This window comes from Acinetobacter sp. ABJ_C5_2 (assembly GCF_044538485.1).
Lineage (GTDB): Bacteria > Pseudomonadota > Gammaproteobacteria > Pseudomonadales > Moraxellaceae > Acinetobacter > Acinetobacter nosocomialis_A.
Map to the genome: position 1 here is coordinate 67,620 of NZ_JBIUCS010000009.1, position 14,336 is coordinate 81,955.

Consider the following 14,336-nt stretch of genomic DNA (forward strand, 5'->3'; position numbering starts at 1 on the left):
CTCTAGCTGGTTTTTCTATCCAGTTTGATTGAGCTTGCAAGCTCAAGCTGCATCCGTTTTGCATGTTCATCTTGAGACTGGTTTAAACCAATTTCCGCATCATCATAACCTTGTTGTTCAATCAAATGCGATGGAACTTTGGCATAATCCTGAATCAGCCATTTCACTAAGCCATAGGTTTGAATCAGAATAATCACAATGAATGGTAAAGCTGTAACAATGGTTGCTGTTTTCATGGTGTCTAACGGTGCTTTACTAAAGATCATGGCAATTGGAACCAAAGTCAGCATGACACACCAGAACAAACGGGCATTTGGTGATGGATCTTGCCCTTCACTTAAACCTCGTGTACATGTTGCTGAAACCGCATATCCGACCGCATCCATATGTGCTGCCAAGAACACCACCATGATGCCTAGGAAAATCCACATCATGAGTTTTCCGGCAGGTAACAGGCTGAGTAATTGACCAATTGCAACCTCACCACCTTGTTGACTTAAGATTTGTGGCACATTTACAGCTCCATGAATAAAGCTATAAACACTGTAGTTTTCAAACACACCGAAGATGAACCAAAGACCAACACTGCCGCCAATCACCATGGCAAAGATCACTTCTTTAATGGTACGGCCTTTAGAAACACGCGTTACGAACAGTGCCACACCCGGTGCATATGAAATCCACCACAACCAGTAAAATACAGTCCACTCACGAGTAAACTTGCCATCACCCATTGGGTCGGTAAACAAGCTCATATCAACAAAGTTGGTTGCCATTAACCCAAAACTCATCAATGAGTTATTCAAAATGAACTGAGTTGGACCAAAGCAAAGTACATAAATCGCAAATAACACTACACCTAAGCACACCATGTGACTTAAACGTTGCATGCCCTTGTCCATACCTACATACGAACTTAGTGCGAACAGAACCGAAACACCCAAAATAATGATGACTTTGGTCATAAAGGTATTTGGAATACCCGTGAGCTGAGACAAAATATTGGTAAATGTCACGGCAGTGAGTACCAATGAAATCGTCAATGCGCCAAACATACAAAGCAAGAACATTAGGTCGACTAAACGCCCAACCACGCCGGTTGATTTAAAGCCTGTCACAGCCTCAATCACTGAAGCCAAACTTAATCCTTTGTTTTTTCTTACGTGGTAGCTGTAGCACAAAGAAATTGATGCCAAAGCATAAATTGCCCATGCACTTAAACCTGAGTGAAAAAATGAATAAGCCACGCTATATTTCAAAGCTTCTGCCGACTCAGGCGGTAAGCTCAAACCTGGAGTTTGATAATAGTAGGCCCAGTCTAAAAAGCCCCAGTACAGTGTAGAAGACCCAATCCCTGACAAGATGAACATAAAAATCCATGACATCGTGGTGTATTGAGGTTTACCTTCACCTAGTTTGATTTTGCCGTATTTACTAAAGGCTAGACCAAAAGTAAAAATAATGGCTAAAAAAGCAAACAGTAATACTGGGGTGGTAAATACCGATGTCGTCCACTGCATCCATGTTGCAGCGATCTTGATCGACTCTTGCGAATAAATCGCCAAACCAGCAACTGAAATAAATACAAACAGTAAACTGGTTACGGCAAGAACTTTATCCGTATAAATTTTTGTGTTTTGATTATCCATATCCATACATCCATTTTTGGATGGCGTTATTCCATAGCGAACACGTCCATTTTAATTTGGGCTACACACGATGCAATTGCATCTCCTACCTCATAAGTTTTTGCCTGACCGCCGATATCGGCTGTCTTTGGCCCATTAATTAATACATGCTCAATCGCCTGCATCACGTCCTGACCTGCTTGAATGCAACGCTCGTCTTCTTCACCAAAGAATTCGAACATCATGGCACCCGACCAAATCGCAGCGATTGGATTGGCAATTTGTTTACCGTAAATATCTGGTGCTGAACCATGTACAGGTTCAAACAATGATGGGAATTTTCTTTCTGGGTTTAAATTTGCCGAAGCAGCCAAACCAATAGTTCCTGTACATGCAGGGCCTAAATCGGAAAGAATGTCGCCAAATAAATTCGATGCAACAACCACATCAAAGCGTTCAGGTTGTAAAACAAAACGAGCTGCTAAAATATCAACGTGCTGTTTATCGGCCTGAATTTGTGGATATTGTTTTGCCATCGCATCAACGCGTTCATCCCAATACGGCATGCTGACGGCAATACCATTTGATTTGGTCGCTGCTGTAATTTTTTTCGCGTCACGCTGATTTGCAAACTCAAATGCATAACGCAAAATTCGATCTACACCATAGCGTGTAAATACGGCTTCTTGTAAAACAAACTCTCGGTCTGTCCCTTCAAAAGCTTTACCACCAATGGCTGAGTATTCACCTTCACTGTTTTCACGAACCACGTAAAAATCGATGTCGCCCGGTTTTTTACCTACCAATGGACATTTCACACCCGGCATTAAGCGCACTGGACGTAAATTCACATATTGGTCAAAGCGACGACGGAACTGAAGTAGCGAACCCCAAAGTGAAATATGGTCGGGCACTTTATCTGGCCAGCCTACAGCGCCAAAATAGATCGCATCGTAACCTTGCAAGGTTTCAAACCAGTCATCTGGCATCATTTTGCCGTGCTCAAGATAGTAATCGCAGCTTGCCCAATCAAAAGCATCGAATTGAAGCTCAATACCATGCTTCTCTGCCGCTACCTTTACAACCTTAATGCCTTCTGGTAGAACTTCTAAACCAATGCCATCGCCTGCAATCGTGGCAACTTTATATCTTTTTGCCATAAGCTTCCTTCACACCTTCGACTAATATCCTTGTATGGCTTAAACATGATGTTTTAAGCAAAAATGATCAATAACGGAACTATCACTCCAATGGACACGGATCGTGAATAATCTACCTAACCTATCGGATTTAAAGGTTTTTTGCACAGTCGCCAAACTAAAAAGTTTTGTCGAATCTGCTGAGGAACTTGGGACATCGCCAGCTTTTATTAGCAAGCGAATTAATATTTTAGAAAACACCTTAAGCTGCAAACTTTTTCATCGCAGTACACGTCACGTTAGCCTGACGGAAGATGGCAAACTTATTCTTGAGAGAGTTTCAAATATTCTTGAGGAATTTGATGAAGTTTGTGAACTGGTCAATAACCCGCTCAGTACACCTACGGGTCGTATGGATATTATTAGTAGCTTTGGTTTTGGCAGAAAACATATCGCACCAATTTTGTCTAAATTAATGATGCTTTATCCAAAGCTTCAAATACATTTTGACACCATCGACAATACTAAAGACCTGATTCAACACAGCATTGATTTAGACATCAGAATTGGTAATGAAATTGCGCCAAACATGATTGCGAAGAAGCTGGCTTCTAACTTTCGTATTTTGTGTGCGGCGCCGAGTTATTTACTTAAACACGGCGTACCAGACAGCATTGAAGATTTGCAAACACATGATTGTTTGACGATTAGTGAGCGTGATCAATCGTCTGTATTATGGAAATTTAGACATGCTTCTGAAGATGTCTCGGTTCATGTCAAACCACGCTTTGTTTCTAATAACGGCGAAATTATTCATCAGCTTGCCATAGAAGGCCATGGTATTATTTTCCGGTCAATTTGGGATGTTGCAGATGAATTGATTACAGGCCAACTCCAGCACATTTTGCCTGAGTACTGGCAAGATGCAGACGTCTGGGCAGTTTATCCATCACGACTCAAAAGTTCGTCTAAATTACAAACTTGCATTTTGTTTATTCAAAATGAATTACTTAATCGCTTGCAACATGTGCAAAACCTAAGCCGTGGACAACTCATTTCACCAGCCGTCAATAGAGAACCACCGCCTGAAAAAGTCTTTCTATAAAAAAAGCCCTAAGTGAGCCTATTCACTTAGGGCAGTAGTTTGCTTTCAAATTTTAGAAGTAATATCCAATTGAAAGATAAAACAATTTATCCCAGTCATTACCGCTGCCTTGTGCAAGGCCATTTGCCCCACCACCTACCATTGGGTCATTTTTACTCATAATATATTCACCCTGAATACCAATGGCTTTGTAATTAAAATAAACTCCTGCTATTAAGCGTTCAGAGTCTTTATAGCCATCCTCATCTTTAAAAAAGCGGCTATGAGAGATATAAGGTTTAATATTTTCAAGTTTGTGAAATGGCTGAGCAAAGGTGTAATTAATTTCATTTACTAAATATTTACCTTTATTGGCGACTTGATACGGATAGTCGAATGCACCAATCGTTGAACTATTTGGAAATAAATCATCCCCATTGGTGACATCTTGCTTACCTGCCAAGAACATCCATTGCCATGCTTGATATTGCGTTTGAGCAAAAACGTTCCATGACTTACGATGTCCATCTTCGTTTGTTCTTTTATTTTCTAAATCGGAGTACCAAACTGACCCACCTAGCTCAATCGAAAAGTTTTGAGATTTATCCAGTTCAAATTTTCTAGATGCTCGAGCAATCCACATATTTTTTTCTTCAATATTGGTGCCTGTACTTAAATCATCCGCTTCGACAAAATTACCACTATATCGGCTTGAGTCCTTTGAAGTACCCTTATAATTTCCGCCATCAGATGGATAAAAACCTAAGGTCAAATTGTATTTGTCATCTGCAAATTTATATTTAATACCTAAATTATCAATATCTTCTAAACCAACGGTATTTAAAAGCGTCTCGTAATAACTACTTCCCCAAAATTCGCCAAAGCCAAAATCAACAGGCTGCAAACCTACCGTAATTCTTTGCTGATCAGATAGCTTATAGCCTGCCCATGCTTTTTTTAGGAAAATTGCATCACACAAACGATTGTATTGATAACAACGGGCATCTAGACCTGCAATCCAATCTGGATTTTCATAACCCAAAACTAATTTAATGTCTGTGAGTCGCCAGTCATCATTTTGAGAACCTTCATTCGCCCCAACCACATAATCCTTATGCAAATAACGAGAACGTACTGCACCAGATACTTTAAATTGACCCGAATCTAAAGTTGGATCTCCCCAACTCAAATCAGCCGCAGAGACTTGTGCTCCAGCAGTTAAACTCAAAATTCCTAAAAATAATAATGACCTTTTCATGTCTTCAACATCCTTGTTAAGTGTTATAAGAACATGAAGAAATTGAGTTAGACAAACAATGCCGGAACTATAAAGTCGGTCTTTACAAACTGTGTTTAATCAAAAAATAAGCATAAAAAAAGACCACGCAGGAGCGTGGTCTGTAAAATGGTGGCTATGACGAGACTTGAACTTGTGACCCCCGCATTATGAGTGCGGTGCTCTAACCAACTGAGCTACATAGCCGTAAACTGTGCGCGCATTATCTTAGCTTCTTTACCGCGCGTCAAGAAAAATTTTAAATAAAATGAGGTGAAGTGAGCCTATAAGCCGGGTTCTGTCGAGGATGGTCATTCCTCTAGGCGTACAATCACTCATACGCTCAAGCGACCTACCCGAATCCAGTACGGGCCGTACCTAGGATTCCTATTTGGTCTTGCTTCTGGTGGGGTTTGCCATGCCGTGAACTGTTACCAGACACGCGGTGCGCTCTTACCGCACCCTTTCACCCTTACCTCACGAATGAGGCGGTCTACTCTCTGCTGCACTTTCCGTCGGCTTTCACCGCCCAGGCGTTACCTGGCACCCTGCCCTATGAAGCCCGGACTTTCCTCTCCTGCTTCAGTCACGGAGACCTCCACAGCAGCGACCATCCAGCTCACTTCAGGGGCGCATATTAACAAATTTATTCACTAATTGCTTGTGCTTTTTTGAGCAATTAATCTTTTATATTTGTCTAATAGCTGTTCTTCCGTTTCCTCATGCTGCGGATCTTTAGGAATACAGTCTACTGGACAAAATAATTGACATTGTGGCTGATCATGGTGACCAACGCACTCTGTACATAAATCTGGATGAATTTCATAAATCACTTCACCCATAAAAATAGCTTCATTTGGGCAAACTGGTTCACAAACATCACAGTTTATGCACTCATCGGTGATATATAACGACACTTTACCAACCTTGTTGATGTTTACGTTCAAAAGCTTCAACCACAGCTTGCGGAACAAACTTGGTTACATCACCTTTTAAGCGTGCAATTTCTCGAATCAATGTCGAAGAAATAAATGAATACTGCTCAGATGGTGTTAAAAACACCGCTTCAAAATGTGGGTCCAACTGGCGATTCATATTAGCCAATTGAAACTCATATTCAAAATCAGATACTGCTCTTAAACCGCGAAGTACTGCTGTAGCCTTTTGCTCTTTGAAAAAATTAACCAATAAACCATCAAAACCTACAAACTCAACATTTGATAGATGGCCTAATGATGATTGTGCCAGTGCAACTCTTTCTTCTAGACTGAACAAAGGGTTCTTATGATGTCCAATTGCAATAGCTACTACGACCTCATCAAACATTCTTGATGCTCTAGTAACTAAATCAACGTGCCCATTTGTGATAGGGTCAAATGTTCCAGGATAAATTACACGCGTTTTAGACATCCGCTAGTACTCTAATTGTATTGTGCGCCTATTTTAGCAAAAGTTATACATGAGGCGAAATATTGATATGTGGGAAAAAACTTCACCTTGGCATCAGTTTACGGCACAATAGGGACAATTGTGGAAGTTTGAATTATGGCGAAAGCAACAGTAGTTAAAAAACATAATGGCGGAACCATCGCACAAAATAAACGTGCCCGTCATGATTATTTTATCGAAGAAAAATTTGAAGCTGGCATGTCTTTACTCGGCTGGGAAGTAAAGTCTTTACGTGCTGGTCGTATGAGTTTGACAGAAAGTTATGTCATTTTTAAAAACGGTGAAGCATTCTTATTTGGTGCACAAATTCAACCGCTCCTTTCTGCATCTACACATATCGTGCCGGAAGCTACACGTACACGTAAATTATTATTATCTCGCCGTGAACTTGAAAAGCTAACAGGTTCAGTAAACCAAAAAGGTTATTCATGCGTTCCATTAGCATGTTACTGGAAAGGTCATCTGGTTAAACTTGAAATTGCGCTTGTGAAAGGTAAACAGCTTCATGACAAACGTGCGACTGAAAAAGATCGTGACTGGCAACGTGATAAAGCTCGTATATTTCATAAATAATTTAATAAAAAAAGCCTCTGTTAGAGGCTTTTTTTATATCGCATGATTTATTTAATTTAATCTATATAAAAGCCCGGCAATATACTCACCGAACCATTTAGCGGTATCTAAATCACCTTGCGGCGGTGTGATTTCAACAGGTGCATTATCTGACTGAGTCATTAAACCTAAACAGCTTGATAAACGGTTTAAATCAGTTTCGGTATGACCTGTTGTCATTAAAGGCAAACCAGACCACAGCATGCCGTGCTGCATCGCAAAAATATTAAGCTGTTGCAAAACCGCCAGTTTATCACCGCTCAAACCACCCGAATTTGCAAAACCTGCTGCCAATTTTCCTTGCCATAAACGATTTTTCCAGCGTTTGGAGGTACTGTCCATAAACTTTTTAAAATCGGCAGTTACGCTTCCCATATACGTTGGCGAGCCAAAAATAATACCCTGTGAAGCATCTAAAACATTCCAGTCAATGTGCTCAATATTCATCACATGTACTTTAACACCCATCACCTCTGCACCAGCAGCAATAGCATATGCTACCTTTGCGGTATGACCATAGGGGCTGTGATAGACAATTGAGAGATGTTTTTCAGGCAAAGACATAAGCTTAATTTTTTGAGCGATTTTTTGTATTTTATCATTTTATTAAAACTTGCTAAACCATGATCTATAAATATCAAAGACCAGCTTTTTAATGAATTATTTTAGTAAGTACTGAAAATACAAAAATAAAAAACTCTCTTATGTCATTTTAAAATCTAAATAACATAAGAGAGTGATAACACAACAATCGTACTTCTAAAATGAAATACGATTTTTATAAACTAAATAAAAACAAAAGTTGCCATACGTCCCGTTTTAGCATCACGGCGATAAGAGAAGTACTCATCACCCTGTTGATATGAGCATTGATCGCCACCTAAAACTTGCTTAACACCCAATCTTTGTAAAATAAAACGAGCAATCGCATATAAATCTGCGTGAAATTTATTTGGAGCCGCTCCGTCAATAAATGCAGTTTCCAATTCAGGATATTTATCACAAAAGGCGGTTTTTACTTCGGCTCCAATTTCAAAACAAGGTTGACTAATCGCAGCTCCTAACCATGCCCAAGTTGGAGGGCTCTGCATCGCAGCAACTGTATTTTCAATAATACCACCCGCCAAACCTCGCCACCCTGCATGTAGGTTAGCAACTTCAGTACCCTCAGCATTACCAAGTACCACAGGTAAACAGTCGGCAGTCATCATCATTAGCGCATGACCTTTGGTTTGAGTAACCAAGCCATCGCCGATTAAAGCGTTAAAGGGAATTTGTTCATTTACCGTATGACAAATGGTACTATGCGTTTGAGTCATCCACGTCATTTTCTTAACGCCAAACTGAGCAAACTCTTCTAACAGCATCATTCGATGCTGCTGAACGCGACCAGCTTCATCGTTAACATGTAAAGCAAGATTAAAACCTGTTAATTCGGTTTGATCCGTTGGCAAAGCCAAAGGATGTTGAACACGTGTCTGCCCTACAAATACGCCTTGAGGTAAACCTTGAACAAATTCCATATACATGTCCTTAATATGCAGCGTTTTCTGAACGTAACACATTAACCAACTGAGTAAAATCTTCAGGCCATGGTGCTTCAAATAACATTTCTTCACCAGTACGCGGATGTTTTAAGCCCAACTTAGCTGCGTGCAATGCTTGGCGTTTAAAACCACGTAAAGTTTCAATCAGTAATTCAGATGCACCTGCAGGCACACGTACACGGTTCATATAAACCTGATCACCAATTAAGCCGTAGCCAATATAACTAAAATGCACACGAATCTGATGAGTTCGGCCTGTTTCTAGACGCGCTTGCACACGAGTAAAATCTTTAAAACGCTCTTTTACATTGTAGTGAGTCACCGCATCACGCCCGCCCGGCAAAATTGCCATTTTTACACGGTCAACTGGGTGGCGTTTAATTGGCTCATCAATCGTACCGCCAGCAATAATATTTCCATAAACAACTAAGTCATATACACGATAAACCGACTTATTTGCCAATTGTTTACTTAAAGAAAATTGCGCTTCTAACGTTTTAGCAACAACCAATAAACCGCTGGTGTCTTTATCGATACGATGCACTAAACCAGCACGAGAAAGTTCCGCCAATTTTGGAGAATGGTAAAGCAACGCATTTACTAAAGTTCCAGAAGTATTACCTGCTCCTGGATGTACTACCATCCCTACTGGTTTATTAATGACTAAAATATCGTCATCTTCATAAACAATGTTGAGTGGAATGTTTTCAGGTTGACTCGTCGTCTGAGCTTCAAGCTCAACTTCGAGTGTAAGCAGCTCTGTGCCTTCACAACGGTGCTTAGGTTTGACAATGTTACCATTCACCAACAGATGGCCATCCTTCAACCATTGCTTGAGCTTTTCACGCGAAAACTCACTCCACACCATAGCTGCAACTTGGTCGATGCGTTGCCCTAAGTAGCTTTCATCTAGCTGAACTTGCAACGATAAACGTGTTGCAGTTGTATCAGAAGTATGGTTATCTGCATCCTCAGAATCTTCAAGTAAATTGAAGTCGGTTTCAGAGAAGTTTGTGTTTGAAGATTGTGCTGAAGTCATTTGATCATTGAGATAAAAGTGGTTTAATAGCGCAATTGTAGCTCATTGCCCAACATAACAGAGGAGTTTTTATGTCGCTACCACGTTATAAAATTACGATGCTTGCCTTATCTCTAGGTGTAGCGTCTGCATTTGTGGGCTGTAGCAGCAATCCAAGTAAAAAAGAAGTGGTCGATACTGGACCTCAATCTAGCGAACAGGCATATTTTGAAAAGGCCCAAAAATCTCTTGATCGTGGTCAATATCTTGACGCTGCCAAATCTTTAGAGGCGATTGATACCTATTATCCAACTGGACAATACGCACAACAAGCACAACTTGAACTTCTCTATTCAAAATTTAAACAAAAAGATTATGAAGGGGCGATTGCTCTAGCTGAACGCTTTATTCGTTTAAATCCTCAGCATCCAAATGTAGATTATGCCTACTATGTACGTGGCGTATCTAATATGGAGATGAACTACGACAGCTTATTGCGTTACACGTCTTTGCAACAATCACACCGTGACATCAGTTATTTAAAACTTGCTTATCAAAACTTCGTTGATTTGATTCGTCGCTTCCCAAGTAGCCAATACTCTGTCGATGCAGCACAGCGTATGAAGTTTATTGGTCAAGAGCTTGCTGAAAGTGAAATGAATACGGCACGTTTTAACGTTAAGCGTAAAGCATGGGTTGCAGCGGCTGAGCGTTCACAATGGGTAATTGAACACTATCCACAAACACCTCAAGTACCAGAAGCACTAGCAACTTTGGCATACAGCTATGACCAGTTGGGTGACAAGGCAACTTCACAACAATACATCGAAGTTTTAAAGCTTAATTATCCTAGTCTGGTTAATAAAAATGGCACAGTAAACATGCGTGCTGCCCGTAAAGAAGGCAACTGGATTAACCGCGCTACCTTGGGTATTCTCGGCCGTGAATCTAAGTCTACAACACCAGATACTACGACTACTGAAACAGAACCTAAACGTAGTCTACTTAACCGTGTAAGCTTTGGTTTAATTGGTAATTCTGGCAAAGAAGAAACTCAAGAAACAACAAAAGCACCTGTTGAGACTCCAAAAACTAAACGTAGTTGGACTAACCGTTTAAGCTTCGGTTTACTTGATAAACCAGAAAAAGCAGCAGAAGGTGCAACCACTGCACCTGCAGCATCTTCGTCTGAACCAGATGACGCTGCTCAATAAGCGATAACAGCTTAAAAATAACCAACAAACAGGCAAGTGATATCACTTGCCTGTTTGTTTTTATAAAATAGTAAAATATTTATCGGGCATATCTCGGTTCATCATGTCAGAATAATCTGACCTATCGCATCATTAGTTTAAACACGGTTATCTGAATTATGGCAATTCCACAGCATACGATTGATCAGATTCTAGATCGGACAGATATTGTCGATCTGATTGGTCAACGTGTGAAATTGAAAAAGACCGGACGAACATATTCTGGTTGTTGCCCTTTTCATCAAGAGAAAACCCCCTCTTTCCATGTTTATCGCGATAAACAGTACTATCACTGCTTCGGTTGTCAGGCAAACGGAAATGCTATCCGCTTCTTAATGGATATTGATAACCGAAATTTTATCGATGTAATGAAAGAGTTATCGAGTAATGCGGGTATCGAATTACCCAAAGATAATACTGATAATAAAAAACTGTCTTATACCCGCCAAGTTACTAAGCCACCCGTTCCACAAAAAACGGTTGTAGAACCAAGTACCCAAGCACCTATAGATGATCAGTACAATACGCTTGAACCAGTATATTTTGATGATCCATTTGCACAGTTTGAACAGCCATTTAGTTTTGATGAACCTGTACAAGAAGGTAATTTATATGACCTTCTCGAAAATGTTGCTCAGTTTTATGAACATCAATTACCAACAAGTCAGAAAGCTAAAAATTACTTCAAACAGCGTGGTTTAACTGACCAGACGATTCAATTCTGGCGTTTAGGGTATGCTCCAGAAGACTGGCAACATTTAGAAAAAGCTTTCCCTTACGACATTGATGGTTTAAAACAACTTGGACTCATCCGTTCAAGTGACAGTGGTCGTGACTTTGACCTTTTACGTGACCGTGTCATTTTTCCAATTCGAGACCCTAAGGGCCGTGTAGTTGGCTTTGGTGGTCGTGCACTCAATGACGAAATTAAACCTAAGTACATTAACTCGCCAGACTCGGAAGTTTTCCATAAAAACCAATTACTTTATGGCCTCTATGAAGGTCGAAAATTAAAGTCTAATGACTGGTTAATGGTTGAAGGATATATGGATGTCATTGCTTTACAGCAATATGGCATTACAGGTGCTGTCGCGACTTTGGGAACGGCGAGTAATACTGAACACCTTAATATTTTATTTAAGCAAAATAATCGAATTACCATTGCCTTTGATGGCGATATCGCAGGTCAAAAAGCAGCACGTCGAACTTTAGAAATAGCATTACCTCTCTTAAATGATGGCCGTGAGCTTAAGTTCTTTGTATTGCCAAATGACCACGACCCAGACTCCCTAATCCGACGTGAAGGTCTCGAAAACTTCCAAAGGCTGTTAGATCAAGCTCCCCTGCTCTCTGATTTTGTTTTTGCCCATCTTACGGGTCAACATGACATTAGTACACCTGAAGGCAAAAGTCTTGTCATGGGTGAGTTAAGGGAACTCACCGAATTATTGCCTAAACAAGGTTCCTTCCGTTATCTATTAACCCAATCTTTCCGTGAAAAATTAGGTTTAGGTAAGCGTTTTACCCCACAAGTTAGTCACGATGCATCGTTATCCTTTAATATTCAAACGAAAGATGAAGACTTTGCTGTGGCAATTTTGATGCACCATCCATTTCTTTATATTCATTTTGAAGGATTACGTGCCTATATTCCGCAAGATGAATTATTGGCTAAAATATTAGCAATTTTAAACCGTATATTTGATGAGTTGCCTGATGACCAAGAGCTAGCGACTTATTATGTTTTAGGTGCGTGCAGCAGTTATTGCCATGAAATTGCAGATATTATGCAAAGAACCAATATTCAGGCATTAACTCAAGCGCCTGAAGTGGCCGATAAACTCGCTAAAGAATATGCGTTAGGCTTACAAGAAAGATATTTACGTCAAAAACTGAAATCTAAAATTTCATTAGTTGAGTCAAGAAACTTAAGGCAACAACTCAATGAGCTCACCAAACAAATCAGTTTAAGACTACTGTCTTAACGTTTTGGTTTTCGCTCATGATCAAATACATCCTGTAAATGCTGTTGTAGCCATTCGAAATGATCAGGGTTTTCTGCTTTAGCAGCTTCACGTAGCAACATAGATGTTGGATGCATTAACTTTTGTGTCAAACGATGGGCTAACTGCTGTAGAACTTGCTCTGGATCTCCACCGTGATGCAAAGCTTCTAACGCATGAGCAAGCTCGTGTTGACTAATTTCTTCACTATGTTGGCGATAAGCATGAATGGTGCTACCCGCTTCTTTGACTTTTTGATGTGTGATCAGTTGAGTGGCTAACTGATTCACCATCACTTCCGCTTCAACAGCTGCTTGACGACGTTGAGCCAAGTTTTCATCAATTACACTTTGTAGATCATCTACACCGTATAAATACACCCCATCAAGTGATTCCACTTTAGGGTCAATATCACGCGGTACAGCCAAATCAACCATCAACATTTGTTGATAACGGCGTTTTTTTAATGCACTTTTGACATCTGCATATGCAATAACTTGATGCAAACTCCCCGTACAGCTTGAAACAACATCAGCACGATATAAATTTTCTGATAACGCTGAAAAATCAATAATCTCAACTTCAACACGATGGGCAATTTCTTGTGCTAACTGATCAGCACGCTCACGGCTACGGTTACAGATAATAATCTTGGCCACACCCATTTCCGCTAAGTGTTTGGCAACCAGACTGTTCATTTCACCTGCTGCAACCACCATCACTGTGAGTCTTTCAGGTTTACTAAAAACCTGTAAAGCCAATTGTGCAACCGCATAACCCATTGAAACCGCATGGCTACCTACAGCTGTTTCTGAACGCACACGCTTAGCCGCATAAAAAGCATACTCAAATACACTATTTAATTCAGGAGAAACCGTTTGCGCCTCTTTAGACAATGCTAGAGCACTTTTCACCTGCCCTAAAATTTGAGGCTCACCCAACATGAGTGAATCCAAACCACTTGCGACACGCATTAAATGTGTGATGGCTTGAGCATTTTCGTAACGATAAACATGATGAATTAACTGCTTTACATCAATATTATTGGCATCGGCTAACCATTTCAGAAGGCTTTCGGCATCTTCCGCCATGGCGTAGACTTCTGTACGGTTACAGGTTGAGACAACCACCAAGTCTTTTAAAGACTCGTGATAACGTTGCTCAGCAAGCAAAGTACTTAATCGCTCTGCATTGAAAGCAATTTGCTCGCGGAGTTCTACAGAAGCTGTTTGATGGTTGACACCCAATGCAAAGAAAGACATATCAGATCATCATTTCGCTAAATTTATGCTATTGTGCAACATCGGTGTCATAAAAAGCATTACTT

At 40.3% G+C, this 14,336-nt stretch carries 13 protein-coding genes, 1 tRNA gene and 1 other RNA gene; 4 read left to right on the forward strand and 11 right to left on the reverse strand.

Annotated elements, in window-relative coordinates; genetic code table 11:
• Positions 1-2: 2 nt before the first annotated feature.
• On the reverse strand, positions 3-1,655 hold the full coding sequence (locus tag ACH8JV_RS10905) for a BCCT family carnitine transporter (RefSeq protein WP_080631146.1): 1,653 nt from the start codon (positions 1,653-1,655) through the stop codon (positions 3-5).
• Between the two features lie 20 nt (positions 1,656-1,675).
• Entirely contained in the window at positions 1,676-2,788 is a 1,113-nt protein-coding gene (locus tag ACH8JV_RS10910; RefSeq protein ID WP_396521200.1) for a tartrate dehydrogenase, read from the reverse strand.
• Positions 2,789-2,891: 103 nt separating this feature from the next.
• Between ACH8JV_RS10910 and ACH8JV_RS10915 the strand changes: the two genes are divergently transcribed.
• On the forward strand, positions 2,892-3,872 hold the full coding sequence (locus ACH8JV_RS10915; protein WP_396521202.1) for a LysR family transcriptional regulator: 981 nt from the start codon (positions 2,892-2,894) through the stop codon (positions 3,870-3,872).
• Positions 3,873-3,924: 52 nt separating this feature from the next.
• Here ACH8JV_RS10915 and ACH8JV_RS10920 read toward each other — a convergent pair whose 3' ends face one another.
• The 5 genes from ACH8JV_RS10920 to coaD form a co-directional block, all read right to left on the reverse strand.
• Complete coding sequence (locus ACH8JV_RS10920; RefSeq protein WP_396521204.1) at positions 3,925-5,109, reverse strand: porin; 1,185 nt, start codon at positions 5,107-5,109, stop codon at positions 3,925-3,927.
• Between the two features lie 148 nt (positions 5,110-5,257).
• Positions 5,258-5,334 (reverse strand) — tRNA-Met (locus ACH8JV_RS10925).
• Positions 5,335-5,398: 64 nt separating this feature from the next.
• Positions 5,399-5,753, reverse strand: an RNA gene (gene rnpB, locus ACH8JV_RS10930) — RNase P RNA component class A.
• A 27-nt stretch (positions 5,754-5,780) separates the two neighbouring features.
• The gene (locus ACH8JV_RS10935) at positions 5,781-6,044 is read right to left on the reverse strand and encodes a YfhL family 4Fe-4S dicluster ferredoxin (protein WP_004703368.1); all 264 of its coding nucleotides are present in this window, start codon (positions 6,042-6,044) and stop codon (positions 5,781-5,783) included.
• Between the two features lies 1 nt (position 6,045).
• Positions 6,046-6,537 carry a pantetheine-phosphate adenylyltransferase gene (gene coaD / locus ACH8JV_RS10940; RefSeq protein WP_000047853.1) on the reverse strand — a complete coding sequence of 164 codons (492 nt, stop codon included), beginning with the start codon at positions 6,535-6,537 and terminating at the stop codon, positions 6,046-6,048.
• Between the two features lie 135 nt (positions 6,538-6,672).
• Between coaD and smpB the strand changes: the two genes are divergently transcribed.
• Complete coding sequence (gene smpB / locus ACH8JV_RS10945; RefSeq protein WP_263613070.1) at positions 6,673-7,149, forward strand: SsrA-binding protein SmpB; 477 nt, start codon at positions 6,673-6,675, stop codon at positions 7,147-7,149.
• Between the two features lie 51 nt (positions 7,150-7,200).
• Here the strand turns inward: smpB and ACH8JV_RS10950 are convergent, their stop codons facing one another.
• The 3 genes from ACH8JV_RS10950 to rluD all read right to left on the reverse strand — a co-directional run bounded on the left by ACH8JV_RS10950 (position 7,201) and on the right by rluD (position 9,774).
• A complete protein-coding gene (locus ACH8JV_RS10950) occupies positions 7,201-7,752 on the reverse strand; it encodes a flavodoxin family protein (protein WP_396521206.1) in 552 nt (183 codons plus the stop codon).
• A gap of 221 nt (positions 7,753-7,973) precedes the next feature.
• Positions 7,974-8,711, reverse strand: a complete 738-nt coding sequence (gene pgeF / locus ACH8JV_RS10955) for a peptidoglycan editing factor PgeF (RefSeq protein WP_396521208.1) — start codon at positions 8,709-8,711, stop codon at positions 7,974-7,976.
• A gap of 10 nt (positions 8,712-8,721) precedes the next feature.
• Complete coding sequence (gene rluD / locus ACH8JV_RS10960; protein ID WP_311070476.1) at positions 8,722-9,774, reverse strand: 23S rRNA pseudouridine(1911/1915/1917) synthase RluD; 1,053 nt, start codon at positions 9,772-9,774, stop codon at positions 8,722-8,724.
• Between the two features lie 71 nt (positions 9,775-9,845).
• Here rluD and ACH8JV_RS10965 point away from each other — a divergent pair, with 71 nt between their 5' ends.
• Together ACH8JV_RS10965 and ACH8JV_RS10970 are read left to right on the forward strand one after the other, a co-directional pair.
• Positions 9,846-10,967 (forward strand): outer membrane protein assembly factor BamD, encoded by a 1,122-nt coding sequence (locus ACH8JV_RS10965; RefSeq protein WP_343570179.1) that lies wholly within the window; start codon positions 9,846-9,848, stop codon positions 10,965-10,967.
• A gap of 158 nt (positions 10,968-11,125) precedes the next feature.
• The gene (locus ACH8JV_RS10970; protein ID WP_396463610.1) at positions 11,126-12,991 is read left to right on the forward strand and encodes a DNA primase; all 1,866 of its coding nucleotides are present in this window, start codon (positions 11,126-11,128) and stop codon (positions 12,989-12,991) included.
• Here ACH8JV_RS10970 and hemA read toward each other — a convergent pair.
• On the reverse strand, positions 12,988-14,271 hold the full coding sequence (hemA, locus tag ACH8JV_RS10975) for a glutamyl-tRNA reductase (protein WP_263613063.1): 1,284 nt from the start codon (positions 14,269-14,271) through the stop codon (positions 12,988-12,990). The genes ACH8JV_RS10970 and hemA overlap by 4 nt on opposite strands.
• Between the last annotated feature and the right edge of the window lie 65 nt (positions 14,272-14,336).